General features: G+C 69.2%; 12 protein-coding genes. 4 read left to right on the top strand and 8 right to left on the bottom strand.

Annotated features, from left to right (window positions below):
• Positions 1–365 precede the first annotated feature (365 nt).
• Both D3P35_RS24475 and D3P35_RS24470 read left to right on the top strand, forming a co-directional pair.
• A complete protein-coding gene (locus D3P35_RS24475) occupies positions 366–2,903 on the top strand; it encodes a mechanosensitive ion channel family protein (protein WP_118138559.1) in 2,538 nt (845 codons plus the stop codon).
• Positions 2,900–3,622 carry an alanyl-tRNA editing protein gene (locus tag D3P35_RS24470; protein ID WP_118138558.1) on the top strand — a complete coding sequence of 241 codons (723 nt, stop codon included), beginning with the start codon at positions 2,900–2,902 and terminating at the stop codon, positions 3,620–3,622. The genes D3P35_RS24475 and D3P35_RS24470 overlap by 4 nt, the downstream gene beginning before the upstream one ends.
• A gap of 92 nt (positions 3,623–3,714) precedes the next feature.
• Here the strand turns inward: D3P35_RS24470 and D3P35_RS24465 are convergent, their stop codons facing one another.
• The 3 genes from D3P35_RS24465 to D3P35_RS24455 all read right to left on the bottom strand — a co-directional run bounded on the left by D3P35_RS24465 (position 3,715) and on the right by D3P35_RS24455 (position 6,775).
• The gene (locus D3P35_RS24465; protein WP_118138557.1) at positions 3,715–4,674 is read right to left on the bottom strand and encodes a transporter; all 960 of its coding nucleotides are present in this window, start codon (positions 4,672–4,674) and stop codon (positions 3,715–3,717) included.
• A 462-nt stretch (positions 4,675–5,136) separates the two neighbouring features.
• Positions 5,137–5,724, bottom strand: coding sequence for a hypothetical protein (locus D3P35_RS24460; RefSeq protein ID WP_118138556.1), 588 nt, complete (start codon positions 5,722–5,724; stop codon positions 5,137–5,139).
• Positions 5,725–5,845: 121 nt separating this feature from the next.
• Positions 5,846–6,775, bottom strand: a complete 930-nt coding sequence (locus tag D3P35_RS24455) for a LysR family transcriptional regulator (RefSeq protein ID WP_232830622.1) — start codon at positions 6,773–6,775, stop codon at positions 5,846–5,848.
• A 74-nt stretch (positions 6,776–6,849) separates the two neighbouring features.
• Here D3P35_RS24455 and D3P35_RS24450 point away from each other — a divergent pair, with 74 nt between their 5' ends.
• Both D3P35_RS24450 and D3P35_RS24445 read left to right on the top strand, forming a co-directional pair.
• Complete coding sequence (locus tag D3P35_RS24450) at positions 6,850–7,869, top strand: NADP-dependent oxidoreductase (protein ID WP_118138554.1); 1,020 nt, start codon at positions 6,850–6,852, stop codon at positions 7,867–7,869.
• A gap of 538 nt (positions 7,870–8,407) precedes the next feature.
• Positions 8,408–10,180, top strand: a complete 1,773-nt coding sequence (locus tag D3P35_RS24445; protein ID WP_157982303.1) for an ATP-binding protein — start codon at positions 8,408–8,410, stop codon at positions 10,178–10,180.
• Positions 10,181–10,365: 185 nt separating this feature from the next.
• On the opposite strand, the gene D3P35_RS24440 is transcribed toward D3P35_RS24445, so the two are convergent.
• The 5 genes from D3P35_RS24440 to D3P35_RS24420 form a co-directional block, all read right to left on the bottom strand.
• Positions 10,366–10,713: a hypothetical protein gene (locus tag D3P35_RS24440; protein WP_118138553.1), complete on the bottom strand. Its 348-nt coding sequence runs from the start codon at positions 10,711–10,713 to the stop codon at positions 10,366–10,368.
• A gap of 1 nt (position 10,714) precedes the next feature.
• Positions 10,715–11,359: a lysozyme gene (locus tag D3P35_RS24435; RefSeq protein ID WP_157982302.1), complete on the bottom strand. Its 645-nt coding sequence runs from the start codon at positions 11,357–11,359 to the stop codon at positions 10,715–10,717.
• Positions 11,360–11,392: 33 nt separating this feature from the next.
• Entirely contained in the window at positions 11,393–11,704 is a 312-nt protein-coding gene (locus D3P35_RS24430; RefSeq protein ID WP_118138551.1) for a hypothetical protein, read from the bottom strand.
• A 26-nt stretch (positions 11,705–11,730) separates the two neighbouring features.
• Positions 11,731–12,462, bottom strand: coding sequence for a hypothetical protein (locus tag D3P35_RS24425; RefSeq protein WP_118138550.1), 732 nt, complete (start codon positions 12,460–12,462; stop codon positions 11,731–11,733).
• Positions 12,463–12,465: 3 nt separating this feature from the next.
• Positions 12,466–14,265: GDSL-type esterase/lipase family protein (locus tag D3P35_RS24420; protein WP_198670791.1), on the bottom strand; the 1,800-nt coding region annotated here is incomplete at its 5' end.

The following is a 14,265-nucleotide window of genomic DNA, read 5'->3' as shown; positions in this document are numbered from 1 at the left end:
GCGTCTCCTGCGGTTTGGGCCGGGCCGCGCCGGCGCGCGGCTGCAGCGCGGGCCAGGTGCCGGAGCGCCCGGCGCCGGCCCGCGCACCGGACGCCTCCCGGTCTTGCGCAGGTGCGCAGGCGTGACCGACGGGCTCCGACCCCGGCGCCGGCGGCCCCGCGCGCCACATCCCGCGCGGGCTTCGTCGTGACGGCCACCGGGGGGCGGGGCCGGTCGCCGCCCGGCGTTGCCCCCACCGGGTACCGCCCGCCCCCTCTTGCAGGCTCCGCGCATCGTGCGCGGGCGCGACCGGCCGGGGGCTTGCGCCGCCCTCGCCGCCCGACGATATTGGCCGCCCGCCCAATATCCGCATCGAGGCAGCTTCCGTGATCCGCCATTTCCTCGCCCTGCTGCTCCTGGTTGCCGCACTCGGCCTGCCCACGGCGGCGCAGGAACCGCTGTCGGATACCGGCAAGATCATAGACCGCTGGGAGACCCTCGCCGACCGGGCCAAGACGGCGCTGGAGAACGAGGAGAGCACCACGCCCTCGCTCGAGCGCCTGCGGCTCGACCTCGTGCAGCAGCGCGCCGAGGCGGAAACCCTGCGCGACCGGGCGGAGACCGCGCTCGCGCCGCTGCGCGCCCAGAGCGAGGCGCTCGGCCCGCCGCCGGGAGACGGGGAAGAGGAAGCCGGAGAGATCGTCCGCCGCCGGGCCGAGCTCGACGACGCGATCACCGCGGCGGAGGTGCCGGTGAAGGCCGCCTCCTCGGTGGCGCGGCAGACGGAGGCGCTCATCGCCTCCATCGACGAGGAGCTGCACCGCCGCTTCACCGCCGAGCTGCTCTCGCAGCACCCGCTGCCGCTCAGCCCCTCGAGCTGGGGCGACGCGCTGAGCGAGACGGCCCGGGGCCTCGTGCCGCCGCTGAGCACCGGGCTCGACGCCATGCTCGCCACCGGCGCCGCGCTCTGGGTCTCGGTGGGTTCCGGCGCGCTGGGGCTCATGCTGCTCCTGGGCATCCGCAGCCGGGTGATGCGCTGGTTCGAGCGCCGGCTCTCGCCCTCGTTCTCGCGCGGGCAGCGCGAGCATGTCTGGGTGGGGGCCGGCCTCACCTTCGCCGCGCTGCTGCTGCCGGCGGCCGGGGCCACGCTGCTGCTCTACGCGCTCGACACCTCGGGCCTGCTCGCCGGCATCGCGCCGCCGCTGGTGCGCGATCTCGGCGGCTTCGCGGCCATCATGGTCACCGCCTACTGGCTGTCGGAGGCGCTCTTCGGCCCCGACGTGCCGGCACGCCAGCTGCTGCCCATGGCCGAGCGCCCGGGCCGCAAGGCCGCGCGCATGACCCTGCTGCTCGGCCTCGTGACCGGGCTCGACCACATCGCCATCGGCGGCGAGACCTCGGTGAACCTCTCGCTCGCCACGCTCACCGTGCTCAACGTGGTGCTGGTCGTCACCGGCGCCGTGGCGCTCTACCGGCTCGGCCGCGCCCTCATCCCCGACCACCAGCCCGACGCCTCCCCCGAGCCCGACGAGGATGACGACGACGACGAGGATGACGGCCGCAGCCGCGAACCGCTGGCCACCCTGCTCGCGGCGCTGGTCGCGCGCGGGCTGCGGCTGGTGGCACTCATCGCCCCGGTGCTCGCGGTGCTGGGCTTCTTCGCCGCCTCGCGCTTCCTCTTCTACCCCACGGTGCGCACCGGGGCGCTCATCGGCATCGTGCTCGTGCTCGTCGCCCTGGTGCAGGACGGGGTGGAGGCCGCCCTCACCGGCACGGACGGCACCCGCAAGGAGCATTCGCCCCTGCGCCTGCTGCCGATCCTCGCCGCCGTGGGGCTGATCGTGCTCTGCCTGCCGGCGCTCGCGCTGATCTGGGGCGCGCGGGAAAGCGAGCTGGGCGAGATCTGGTACCTGCTCAACGACGGCCTCTCCATCGGCGACGCCCGCATCCGCCCGATGGACTTCCTCATCTGCATCCTGGTCTTCGCCGTCGGCTACTTCCTCACCCAGCTCGTGCAGCGCGTGCTCAGCAATGCCGTGCTGCCCCAGACCCGCCTCGACAGCGGCGGACAGAAGGCCGTGGTGTCGATGGCGGGCTACGTGGGGCTGGTGATCGCCGCCGTCGCGGCCATCGCCGCCGGCGGGCTCGACCTCTCCAGCCTCGCCATCGTGGCCGGCGCGCTCTCCGTGGGCGTGGGCTTCGGGCTGCAGAACGTGGTGTCGAACTTCGTCTCCGGCCTCATCCTGCTGCTCGAGCGCCCGGTGAAGGAGGGCGACTGGATCCGCGTCGGCGAATGGGAGGGCACGGTGAAGCGCATCTCGGTGCGTGCCACCTCGGTGCAGACCTTCGACCGCGCCATCGTGGTGGTGCCCAACGCCGACCTGATCACCACCTCGGTGCTCAACCGCACCCATTCGAGCACCACGGGCCGGCTGATCATCCCCGTCAGCGTGGCCTACGGCACCGACACCCGGCGCGTGGCGCGCATCCTGGGCGAGATCGGCGACGCCTCGCTGCTGCTGCTGCGCCGGCCCGCGCCCTTCGTGCTGTTCAAGGGCTTCGGGGCGAGCGCGCTCGAGTTCGAACTGCGCGGCTACCTGCGCGACGTCTCCACCACCCTCGACGCCACCAACGAGCTCAACCACGCCATCGCCGAGCGCTTCCGCGACGAGGAGATCGAGATCCCCTTCGCCCAGAGCGACGTGACCCTGCGCAACGCGGGCGAGATCGCGGCCCTTCTGGCCCGCGGCGCGGCCCCCGGGCCCGGCGGCGAATCCGGCTCCGGGTCCGGCGGCACGGACGGCGGGAACCTCCCCGCGGCCGGGGCGCCGCGGGGCGGCGAGGCCCCCTTCTCGCCGCCCGCGGGCCCCGACCTTCCAGCCGGCGGCGCCGGTGACACGAACGACGGAGGAGACAGCCGATGACCGAGCCCCTTTTCCGCGCCGACGCCTACCTGCGCGAGGCCCCCGCCACCGTGGCAGCCCTCACCCCGGAGGGTGGCATCGTGCTGGAGGCGAGCCTGTTCTACCCCACCGGCGGCGGCCAGCCCGGCGACAGCGGCCGGCTCGAGATCGGCCCCCGCAGCTGGGACATCGCCACCACGGTGAAGGGCGGGGACGGCGCGATCGTGCTCGTGCCCGCGCCGGGCGGCCCCGCCCTGCCCGCCCCCGGCGAGACCGGGCAGCAGGTGCTCGACTGGGCGCGCCGCCACCGGTTGATGCGGGTGCACACGGCGCTGCACCTGCTCTCGGTGGTGGTGCCGCTGCCGGTCACCGGCGGCGCGATCGGCGAGGACAAGGGCCGGCTCGACTTCGACATGCCCGAGCCGCCGGAAGACAAGGACGCGCTGGAGCGCGCGCTCAACGCCCTCATCGCCGCCGATCATCCGGTGACCGAGCGCTGGATCACCGAGGCCGGGCTCGCCGCGCAGCCGGAACTGGTGAAGACCATGTCGGTGAAGCCTCCCGCCGGCACCGGCCGCGTGCGGCTCGTGCGCATCGGGGGCCCGGACACGCAGATCGACCTGCAGCCCTGCGGCGGCACCCATGTGGCGCGCACGGCCGAGATCGGGCCGGTGACGCTGGGAAAGCTGGAGAAGAAGGGCCGGCAGAACCGCCGGCTCTCGGTGATCCTCGCCGGCTGAGGCCCGCCGCGCGGGGCCCCGGACGGCGCGTCGGCGGCCTGTCCGGGCCGCCCGATTGCCGGGGGCCGGGCCCCTGCCCCATCAGTTCCCCGTCAGTTCCCCGACAGTCCGAGCGGAACCGTGAGGGTGAGGAAACCGGCCGTGCCTTCCAGCCGGTTGCGCGCCGCGAACTCGCGGTACACCCGCAACCGGGCCGCCACGGGGGTGGCGCCGATCCGGAAATTGTAGGCCGCCGTGGCTCCCAGCGCCGCCACCCGGCCCTTGAAGCTGCCCAGCCGCGCCCCGGCGCCGCTGTCGCCGGTGAGCTGCTCGTAGTAGTAGCCCACCACCCCGGCGGAGAAGGCCGGGGTGATCTGCCGGGTCACCGCCCCCTCGAGGTGGAACTCGGTTCCGGTGCGGTAGTCGGTGTCGGGGTTCTCGCCGTTGAGGGTGATGCCGGCGGCGGCGGAGAGGTCCCAGCCGCTGTCGGGGTCGAACCAGGTGACGGCGCCGCCCAGGTCGAGCCCCCAGCGATGAAAGGCGACATTCGCCACCTCGCCCTCCTCGTAATTGCCCAGCGGCACGTTCACCAGCGCCGAGGCGGACCAGTGCAGCCGCCCCGCGTGCCAGCCCAGCGAGGCGCCGAGCACCGGGTCTCCCACCGTGAAGACATCGTCGGAGACCGAGGCGCCGAGCCCGCTGCCGGCGAGCGCCAGCGCGGCGTCGACATCCTGCCCGCCCACCGGCAGCGTGCCCTGCAGCGCAAGGCTGCCGCCCAGGACCTCACCCGGCAGGACCCAGAGCGCGGTGAGCAGGTCGATGTAGGCGACCGCGTCGATATCGGCCACCAGCTCGCCCCCCAGCGGCAGGCTCTGCCCGGCGCTTGCCGAGCCGGAGTAGAGGTAGAGATCGTTCTGCACGTAGAGGCCCGCCGGCGGCAGGATGCCCGCCTGGGCCGAACGGGTGCCCAGAAGGTAGAAGCCCGTGCCGCTTTCCGCGGCCTCGCTCCTGTCCGCACCGCTGCCCAGCGCGAGCGCCAGGGCCAGGAAACCGGTCGTTCTGCTCACGCTCATGCGCCTGTCCTCCCGGCCGGACGTGTCCGCGCGCCGGCGCGCCCCCGGCCAGCGGCACGCGCCGGGGGCAATCTAGCACGAAGCGCGCGGGAATGCCGCATGCAGAGATGCTCGCCGCCCCGGCCTGCATCCCGCCAGCGCGGCGGGATGCAGGCGCGCGCGCGACGCGCTGTCGGGGCTCCGGCGGCGACGCACCCGGGGCGCCGGCCCGTCTCCGATGCGGGAGCGGCTGTCGGCACGCGGCCTCGCCCGGGCATGGACGAAGCTCCGGCCGGAACCGGGCCGCAGAGCGAGCCCGGCCGAAGCGCGGGCCCGGGCGCGATCCCGCCCGCCGGGCACAGAGCCTTGGAAGAACGGGCCTCGGAAGAACGGCGCGCCCGCCCCCCGCACGGCCGGCGGGCACATCCCGAAGCCCCCCGGCCGTGCGGCCGGAGCGGCCGCGAGCGCCCCCGGGGGCGCGGCTCAATCGTTCGCGATGGTGGAGATGGTCACCCGCACCACGCTGTCGACGACCACCCGGGCGCCGGGCCGCAGACCGCGGGCGAAGGCGCGGTGCTGCGCGTCGACGACGGTGATGGTGTGCAGCGCTCCGTCCGCCTCGCGGTAGCGCACCGTGTCGCCCAGCCGGGACACCGACACCACCTCGACGGTGCGGCGGGTGGCAAGCACATCGCTGCGCGCGGGCAGGTTGTCACGCAGGCCGACCACGCTCACGCCCATGGCGGCCTGCGCGGCCTCGCCCGGGCGGGCGAGCCGCACCACCGTGCTGTCGACGATCAGCATCTGCACGAGATCGCCGGGATGCACGGCGTCGAGCGGGCCCACCTCGGGGTCGACCGTGACACCGATCCGGCTGCCCTCATCGTCGACAAGCACGGCCTGCCGGGTGTCCGGGTCGATCACCTCGACAGTCATCACCCCGCCCAGGGCGGATTGCACCCGCGCCTCGGCGGGAACCGGCTCGCGCCTGCCGCAGGCGGCCAGCAGGACGGCGGTGGCGGAGAGGGCGAGCAGCGCCGGGCGCAGGCGCGGCAGAAATGGGATCGTCATCGTCGAAGGCTCCTCTGTCCGACCGCCCGCAGGCACGCTCCGGCGGGCAGCACCCGCCGGCCGGAGCAGCCTATGCCCCCGGCACCGGGCGACGGAAGGCGGCATTTCGTCTGCCCGGCGCTCATCGCGGCGGCATCCGCTCCTGCAGCAGGTCGAGAAAGGCGCGCACGGCGGGGTTTGCCCGGCGGCTCTGCGGCCAGAGCGCGGTGATGTTGTCGCGCAGGACGGCATGTTCCTCCAGCACCGGCACCAGCGCGCCCCGGGCCACGTAGGGAGCGGCGACGAAATCCGCCGTGATGCCGATGCCGCCCCCCGCGACGAGCACCGCCATCAGCGCTTCGCCCGCATCGGTCACGATACCGGCCGGCGGCAGGATCTCGACCTCCCGCCCCCCGACGCGAAATGGCCAGCGCAGCAACCGCCCGGTGCTGAGATACCGCAGGTTCACCGTGCTGTGCCCGGCCAGCGCGTCGGGATGGGCGGGCGTGCCGCGCGCGGCGAGATAGGCCGGCGCGGCGAAGCAGCAGAAGCGGTGCGGGGCGAGCCGCCGTGACAGGAGCTGCGAATCCGCCAGGTCGCCGATGCGCAGGGCGATGTCGACCCCCTCGCCCACCAGATCGACGTACCGGTCGCTCAGCCGCAGGTCGACGCTCACCCCCGGATGGCGTTCGCGGAACGTCGGCAGCAACGGCGCGATCAGGTGGATGCCGACCGGCAGCGAGGCCGCGATGCGCAGGGTTCCGGAAGGCTCCGCCCGGGCCGCCGTCGCCACCTGCTCGATCTCCTCGGCCGCGCGCAGCAGCTGCAGCGCGCGCTCGTGCAGCTCGGCTCCCTCGGGCGTGAGCGTGAGCGCGCGCGTGGTTCGGGCGAGCAGGACGACACCCAGTGTCTCCTCCAGCCGACGCACGCTCTTGCTCACCGCGGAGGGCGACACCGACAGCGCGCGCGCCGCCGCGGTGAAGCTGCCCAGCGAGCCGACACGGGCGAAGGCGACGAGGCCGGTGAGCCGCTCCAGGGCAAATTGTTCCTTCATGGAAATACTGAAGCGCATCACGGCGCGATTATCAACCCGGCCTGCCAGCCACAAATGGGCAGCAGACCAGGACAGATCGCAAGGAGATCCCCATGACCGAGATGATGAACGCGGTCCGGCTGCATCGCTTCGGCGGCCCGGACGTGCTGCGCCACGAGGAGGCGCCCCGCCCCGTGCCGGCGCCCGGCGAGGTGCTGGTGCGGGTGCATGCCGTGGGCCTCAACCCGCCCGACTGGTATCTGCGCGATGGGTATCGCGCTTTGCCGCCCGAGTGGCAGCCGCGCGCCGCCTTTCCGCTGATCCCCGGCTGGGACATCTCCGGCGTGGTCGCGGCGACCCCGGATCAGGTGCATGAATTCCGCCCCGGGGACGAGGTTTTCGCGCTGGTCCGCTTTCCCGAGACCGTGATGCAGGGAGGCGGGGCCTGTGCCGAGTACGTGAGCGTCCCGGCAGGCCAGCTGGCCGCGAAGCCCGCCGGCCTCAGCCACGCCGAGGCCGCGGGCGCGCCGATGTCGTTGCTCACCGCATGGCAGTTCCTCATCGAGACGGGTCACGACGCGCCGAACCCTCTGCAGTCATTCCCCCACGCCCCGGTGCCGCTGGAGGGGCGGACCGTCGTGGTCAACGGCGCTGGCGGCGGCGTGGGCCATCTGGCGGTGCAACTGGCCCTCCGGGCCGGCGCAGAGGTGATCGCCATCGCTTCCGCCCGGCACGAGGCGGCATTGCGCGACCTCGGGGCTCACAGGTTCATCGACTACACCCGCGAGGACCCCGCCGCGGCACTGCGCGGCGTCGATCTGGTGCTCGACACCGTGGGAGGGGCCGGCAGCAGCCGTTTTCTCGGCGTGCTGCGGCGCGGCGGCGCCCTGTTCCCGGTCTTTCCCATGGGGTTCGCCGGCCATGCGGAGGCGGAGGAGCTCGGCATCACCGTGTCGACCACCCAGGTGCGCTCCGACGGCGCGCAGCTTTCCCGCGCGGCGGAGCTTCTGGCCGACGGCCGTCTTCGCGTGCTGATCGACAGCACCTACCCCCTGGCCGAGGCCGCCCGCGCCCATGCACGCGCGGAGCGGGGCGGCATCGGCGGCAAGATCGTGCTCACCGTCGTGCAGTAGGATTGCGGACACCCCGGGGGGATGGCCGACGCTGACAAGGCGCAAGGGCGACGGGGCCCCCCGGACATCCGCCGCCCTCGACCTGACTGCGTCGCCTCCCCTCGCGCGGCTTCCCGGCTACGACGCGCCGCGACACCCTGACAGCCCTGCCACATGCGGTCATCGACCGGACCTGGTCGGCACGCGCGATTGACGACAATGCTGGGAGCTCGCCTATTGATCGGATCGCTGCAGGCGGAGATCACTACGGGCGGAGAGAGAGACCGTGAAACCCGAACCGTGGCGGAGAGGGGGAATCGGCTTACTGATTGTGCTAGAAAGATAATCTCCGTCCCGCCGTAAGAGATCGGGCTTAGTTCGGCGGATTTGTAGGGCAATAAGTAGGGCAGTTTGTGCGCTTGATCAAGGCTGGGAGGGGAAGGGGCCATTGTCGGGAAAAGCCGACATAGGCAGATATGGCTCCTTGAGTGCTCGCGTCGTCAGTTGCACTATAGGGATATAAAAATGGAGTATGTGCGGTGCGAGTGAGGGAGGCTTTATGGCGGTTTTTCTGGATGGAATAGCTGCGCAGTATTACAGAGGTATCGGAGCGGAGATCCAGTATATCGCACCTTTCACTCACATGAATTTCTTCATAGGAGCGAACAACTCTGGAAAATCTATAGTGCTTAGCCTCCTTCATTCTCATGCGGCATCTCTGAAAAAAAGTGCAGTAATAAGCGGAACGGACGCGCATAGAGGCCGGGATACTGGTGAGTTCAAGGTCGCCATAGGAAGAGATAAGAACTTTATAATGAGTTCCATAAGGGACTATTCAGGAAATAAGCATAAATTTCAGAATCCTATAGGTGGAAAAAATGCGACATATGAAAGTGAGTTTAGAACAGTTGTAGAAAGCGTTTCGAACGCTGGTCTTGTTTGGTATCAGTACCATGAGAGGAAGAAAGCTAAAATATTTCCGGACGTGGATAACAATATAGCGGAGAAATGGACGGAGAAGTGGAGCTCTATATGGAATTATCTAAAACCGTTATCTGGCGGGGGGGGAGTAAACCTCTGGATACATGAGGTCCTCAACGCTTTGGCTGAAATGGCGGTGCGGGAGCTTCCGTCTATTCATCTAATCCCAGCAAAAAGAACGTTGGGAGGAAAGGGGGAGGCATTCGAGGATCTTAGCGGGAAGGGATTAATTGACCACTTGGCGACCCTTCAGAATCCATCGTGGAATATGCAGGAAGATAGAGAAAAGTTCAAAAAAATAAACAAATTCGTACAAGAAGTGACCGGAAAGCATGATGCAAATCTAGAAATACCAAATGATAGGGAGCACGTTCTTGTGCATATGGACAATAAAGTTCTTCCACTTTATTCTCTAGGTACGGGAATTCACGAAGTTGTTCTGATAGCTGCGTTCTGCACAATTCATGATAGCAGTATTATGTGCATTGAAGAGCCTGAAATCCACCTTCATCCCTTGCTGCAGAGAAAGCTCATAAATTACCTAAAAATCAATACAGATAGTCAGTATTTTATAGCAACACATTCTCCTTCATTTATAGATACACCTGCTTCTCACGTATTTCATGTGGAGAATGATGGAAATCATTCTCGAATAAGGCCAGTTTTGACACGTAACGAGCAACGCAGCATATTGGATGACTTAGGTTCTTTGGCATCGGACATATTACAGGCTAACTCTGTAATATGGGTGGAGGGGCCCTCGGATAGAATATATCTTAATCACTGGATAAAGGCCTTCGACTCAGGTCTTCGGGAGGGTATTCACTATACAATTATGTTCTACGGTGGCGGGCTAATCCGGCATCTCACTGCCGCTGATGATGCACTGGACGAATTCATTAGGCTTCGTGATCTCAATCGCAATATGGCGGTAATTCTCGATAGCGACAGAGATTCTGCATCGGAAGCTCTAAAGCCCCATGTCGCTCGCTTGGTCGCCGAGATAAATCAGAATGGGGGGTTCGCTTGGGTCACCGCCGGTCGTGAGATTGAAAACTATGTGGATGGAGACCAACTGCAGGCTGCACTCCAAGATCAACACCCAAAGCTCTATAAAAAGCGGGGCGAAACAGGTCAGTTCGATCACGCATTCTATTTCTATCGGGACGATCCAAGTAGCCCCGGCAAGCATAAGATATACACGACAGGCGATAAGGTCGGCGCTGCAATTCGTGTCTGCTCAGACGCGCCACAGCTTGATATTTTGGATTTAAATGAACGCCTAGAGGAACTTACCGAAATGATCTACCGGGCTAACGGGCTACCTTCAAGACGTGAGGGCGCCTCGTAATTCGCGCGGGCGCCAAACTGGAATTTGTGGGAGCACCCCCGATAGGTTGCGCGCGTCTAAGCATCCCAACGTCTGAAGTGAAAATTCCCGGCTAGGATTAGGATAAAGTCAGCGAGGCACAGCGATTGTGACGGAGGATCCCGCCGCCAGGTCAGGCGGCTGGGACCGTCTATCGTAGTTTCGCCCTACCCTGCCCCACCGAGCGCCGCGGCCACCTTGGCCCGCAGCACGTCCTCGGAGGCGCGGAGCGTCTTCACCGCATCGGGCACCGACCGCTTCACGTAATCGACCGCCGTCTCGATCTGCGCGGCATCCGGCAGCGCGCCGGTGGCGGGCAGCGTCACTCCGGCCCTGCGGAGCGCCAGGCGCACCCCGGTCATGATGGCGGCATCGAGGGCGGCTCGGTGCTTCGCCTCGATGTCGAGGCCGAGGCGCTGCTTGGCGACGAGGGCCAGCCAGGCGACCAGCACCGAGGCGAGGGTGCCGGCGAGCTCGAGCGCCACGGGCGCGAGGGCGTTGAGGATGGTGTGCATGTCAGGCTCCTGTCAGCCAGGTGAGGATACGGGAGAGGAAGGACGGCCGGGCCGCGGCCGGCTCCGGCTCTGGGTCAGGGGCAGGTTCGGGCGGCTCGGGCTCCACCAGCGCCAGGAACTCGGGCACGGGCATGGCGCGCAGCACGCCCTGCAGGCGGCCGGCTTTGTCCGCGCGCCAGATCGGCACCGGGTTCTCGGGGTACGTCCCGGCACGGAACAGCTCGCGCTCGGCATCGCGGCGCGGGATGATCTCGGGCGGCTTGTGCCAGTTGTCGAAGGCGAGGGCCGCGCCGCGGCGGTCGCCGGCGTTGAGCAGCTCCACCAGCCGCGCGCGGGTGATGCCGCCGGTGTTGAAGTCGAACGAGACGAGCGCATCGAACTCGTGCTGGGCGAGCGGCACGTCGACCGCCGCCAGCACGCGCGCCTCGCAGAGGGCGAGATCGGCGCGGAAGATCTTCACCGCTTGGCGCACGGCGGCGTCGAGATCCGCCGGCATGCCGGGCGGCATGGCGCCGGGGTCGGGGCCCCCTGCCCCGGCGGTGTGGCCGATGCCGAAGGTCCAGATGCCCTTCGTGTCGCGGTAGGGGGCGGGCACAAGGCCCTCATGCGCGGCCAGGGCGGCCACGCCTTGCAGGGATGTTCTCATGGGGGATCTCCGGGAGAGAGGATGGCGCCGGGCTTACCGGCCACGGGCCTCGATGCTGGCCTTGAGCTCGCCGATGGCGGCGAGGATGTTGTCGAGCTTCTGGCGGTCTCCGGCGGCGGTGATCTCGGCGAGGCGCATGCGGTCGGCAAGCTGCTCGACGCGCCGGGTGCGCTCGGCGCCGGCATCCTCCACCGCGCCGATGCGCGCCTGCATGGTGGCGTAGGTCGCCGTCACCACCACGATCATCGTGCCGATGGAGATCAGGTTGCCGACGCTCACGGTGCGGTCGAGGCGCATGGGCTTGTCCTTCTCGCGCTGCGGCGGCCCGGGTGACTGGATGTTCATGGGCAATGCTCCGGCATCGCGGCCGCTCACGCCGCGACGGCGAAGCCGACCGAGACGGCGTAGTCGTGCAGATGCTTCATCAGCGCGGCGATCTGCGTGTCGGACTTCGCCTGGTTGAACACGAACAGCGAGTTGACGAAGCCAGGCTCGTTGAAGCCGGCGCCCGGGATCGCGCCGAGCCGGTAGTTTCCGAGCCCGTTCAGCTCGCGCGCGTCGGCATTGCCGGCCACCTCCGAGAGACCGGCCTCGTAGTCATAGGTCTTGCACGCCCCGGTCGCCGGCACCCGGATCGCGAGGGTCGAGCCGTTCGCGATGTCGTTGCCGGTGAGGGGCGCGAAGGTGCGGGTGTTGCCCGCCTTCCCGACCACGAAGCTCGCGTTGCTCGCCGCCGCCCCGGCGTAGACGGCGAGGCCCGGGTTCGCCGCCCCGGTGGAGTTGCCGAACAGTGCGGCGCCGTTGGCCTGCGGCACGCGGGCGCAGAGCACGACGGTGGCGTTCAGCGACTCGGGGATCGGCAGCTCGAGGTGGTTGGCGCTGTCCATCTGCAGGCCGCCCGCCACCTCGACCGGCGCGCCGACCACCGAGGCATCGGCCCCGCCCGCCGCCCAGTTCTTCGTCGCCATCGCGAGCCCGTCGCCGAGGAAGAACGCCCCCACGAGCCCCGCCGTGACGGGGATGGTGAAGGCCGCGAGGCTCGGGTAGCCCGAGCCGGGAAGCACCACATCGTTGCCGATGTTGAAGACGTTGCTGGTTGCCATGTGTCAGATCCCGAGGAAGCTGCGGTTGAGGATGCCGCCGGCGGCGCGCCCGCCGGCCGTGCTGAAGTGCAGGTCGTTGAGCATCACGCCCTGGTCGTGGGCCTGCGCCCATTCGCCCATCTGGTCGTGCAGGTTGAGGAACTCGCAGTCGTTCGCGAGGGCGAAGGCATAGAGCGCATCGCGGTAGTCGGAGAGCGGCGTCACGGGCACCGCGTTGGTCTTCGCCGGCGCGGTCAGGACGATGCCGATATCCGGGTCGATGGCGCGGAGCTGCGCGCAGACGTTGCCGATCGCCTCGAGGAACACCGGGACGGGCGAGTTCGAGGTGCGGTAGTCGTTGGTGCCGAGAATGACCTGCACGAGGTCGAGCGGCGCGTAGCGCATCTGCGGGTGGATCTGCGCGTGGTACTTGCCGATGCCGAACCCGGTGACGCCGCTGTTGCCGAACTTGTTCAGCACGATCCCCGGCGCCCCGGCGCGCGTGGCGATGAAGCCCGAGAGCGAGACGACGCCCGCATTGCCCGCGGTGTCGATGTCGATGGTGTGCACCGTGTCGGAGAGGCCGGAGACGAGGATCGTGTTCAGCGCCCCGGTGTCGGGGCAGACGACCTCGGACCAGGCGCCGCCGTCGATGCGGTAGCGCCACGTGCCGCCGTACTCGAAGTAGAGGAAGCGGAACTCGGTGCAGGCCAGGTTGGTGTAGCTCAGCGTCTCGCCGTCCCGGTCGGTCCAGATGTTGAGGCCATCGGGGCCGGAGCCGTAGGGAAAGGTGGTGGTGGCGGTGGCGTCCACCTCGGTCCAGCCTGCGGAGGCCGAGCGGGCGTGCCCGCCCACGTGGTGGCCGCCGGTCACCTTGATGAAGCCGGCCGCGCTCCGGCCGTACCGGCTCTCGCCGAACATCTGCCAGTAGGCCTCGGGGATCTCCTTGAGCTCGGTCCAGCTGTCCCCGGTCATGCCGAACCCGGCCTGCACCGCCTGCCCGTCGGCGATCCGTGCGAGCTGGCCGCGCCAGCGGTAGAGCGTGCGCCCGTCCGTGGCGAGCGGCACCAGCCCGGCGGAGATCCGCGGCGCGAAGAGCGCGCGCGCCTGTGCCTCGGTGAGCCCGTCGCCGCCGCCCCCGCCCTGCGCGAGGTCCAGCTCCTTGCCCGGCCAGACGTATCGCCCGTCCGCGTCCAGCCAGGTGATGACCCTGCCCCCGGCGCGGGTGAGCGGTGTCCCGACCGTGGCGTTGGCCGCCACCTCGCCGGCCACGTCCTGCACGGCACTCCTGCGCATGAGCGGGGAGAGGCCCGGCCCGCCGAGCAGGCCGTTCTCGAGCCACAGCGGCACCCGGTCGCCGGCGCGGGCGAGCGGGACGAACGCGGCGTCGACGGTTGCGCGCGAGGCGATGGCCGAGGTGATGCCCTCCCGGAAGCTCTCGGAGATCACCGGCATGGTGAAGCCGTCCGCCTCGAAGTAGCCGAACACCTTGTTGCCCGCCGCCAGCACGGGGAGGATCTCGCCGGTGTTCTCGCGCGCCTGCAGCACCGCCTCCCGCGCCGCGCGCTCGGCGGCGATCCCCTCCTCGGTGGCGGTGATCCGCACCCCGGCGGCGGCGATGTCACCCTGCGCCATGTCGAGTCCGGCCTGCAGGGCGTCGTCGCCGGCGCTGCGCGCGGCGCTCTCGCCGTCGAGGGCGGCCTGCGGTGCGGCGGCATTCGCGGTGGTGCGGGCGGCCACCGCCTCGGCGTTCACCGCCTGTATGCCGGCCCTGATCGCGTTGAGGCCGGCGATGAAGGGCGCCTGGTCGACGGGCTGGCCGTC

The sequence above is a fragment of the Oceanicella sp. SM1341 genome (genome assembly GCF_003448965.1).
Taxonomy (GTDB): domain Bacteria; phylum Pseudomonadota; class Alphaproteobacteria; order Rhodobacterales; family Rhodobacteraceae; genus Paroceanicella.
This window is presented reverse-complemented; position numbering and strand designations above follow the sequence as displayed.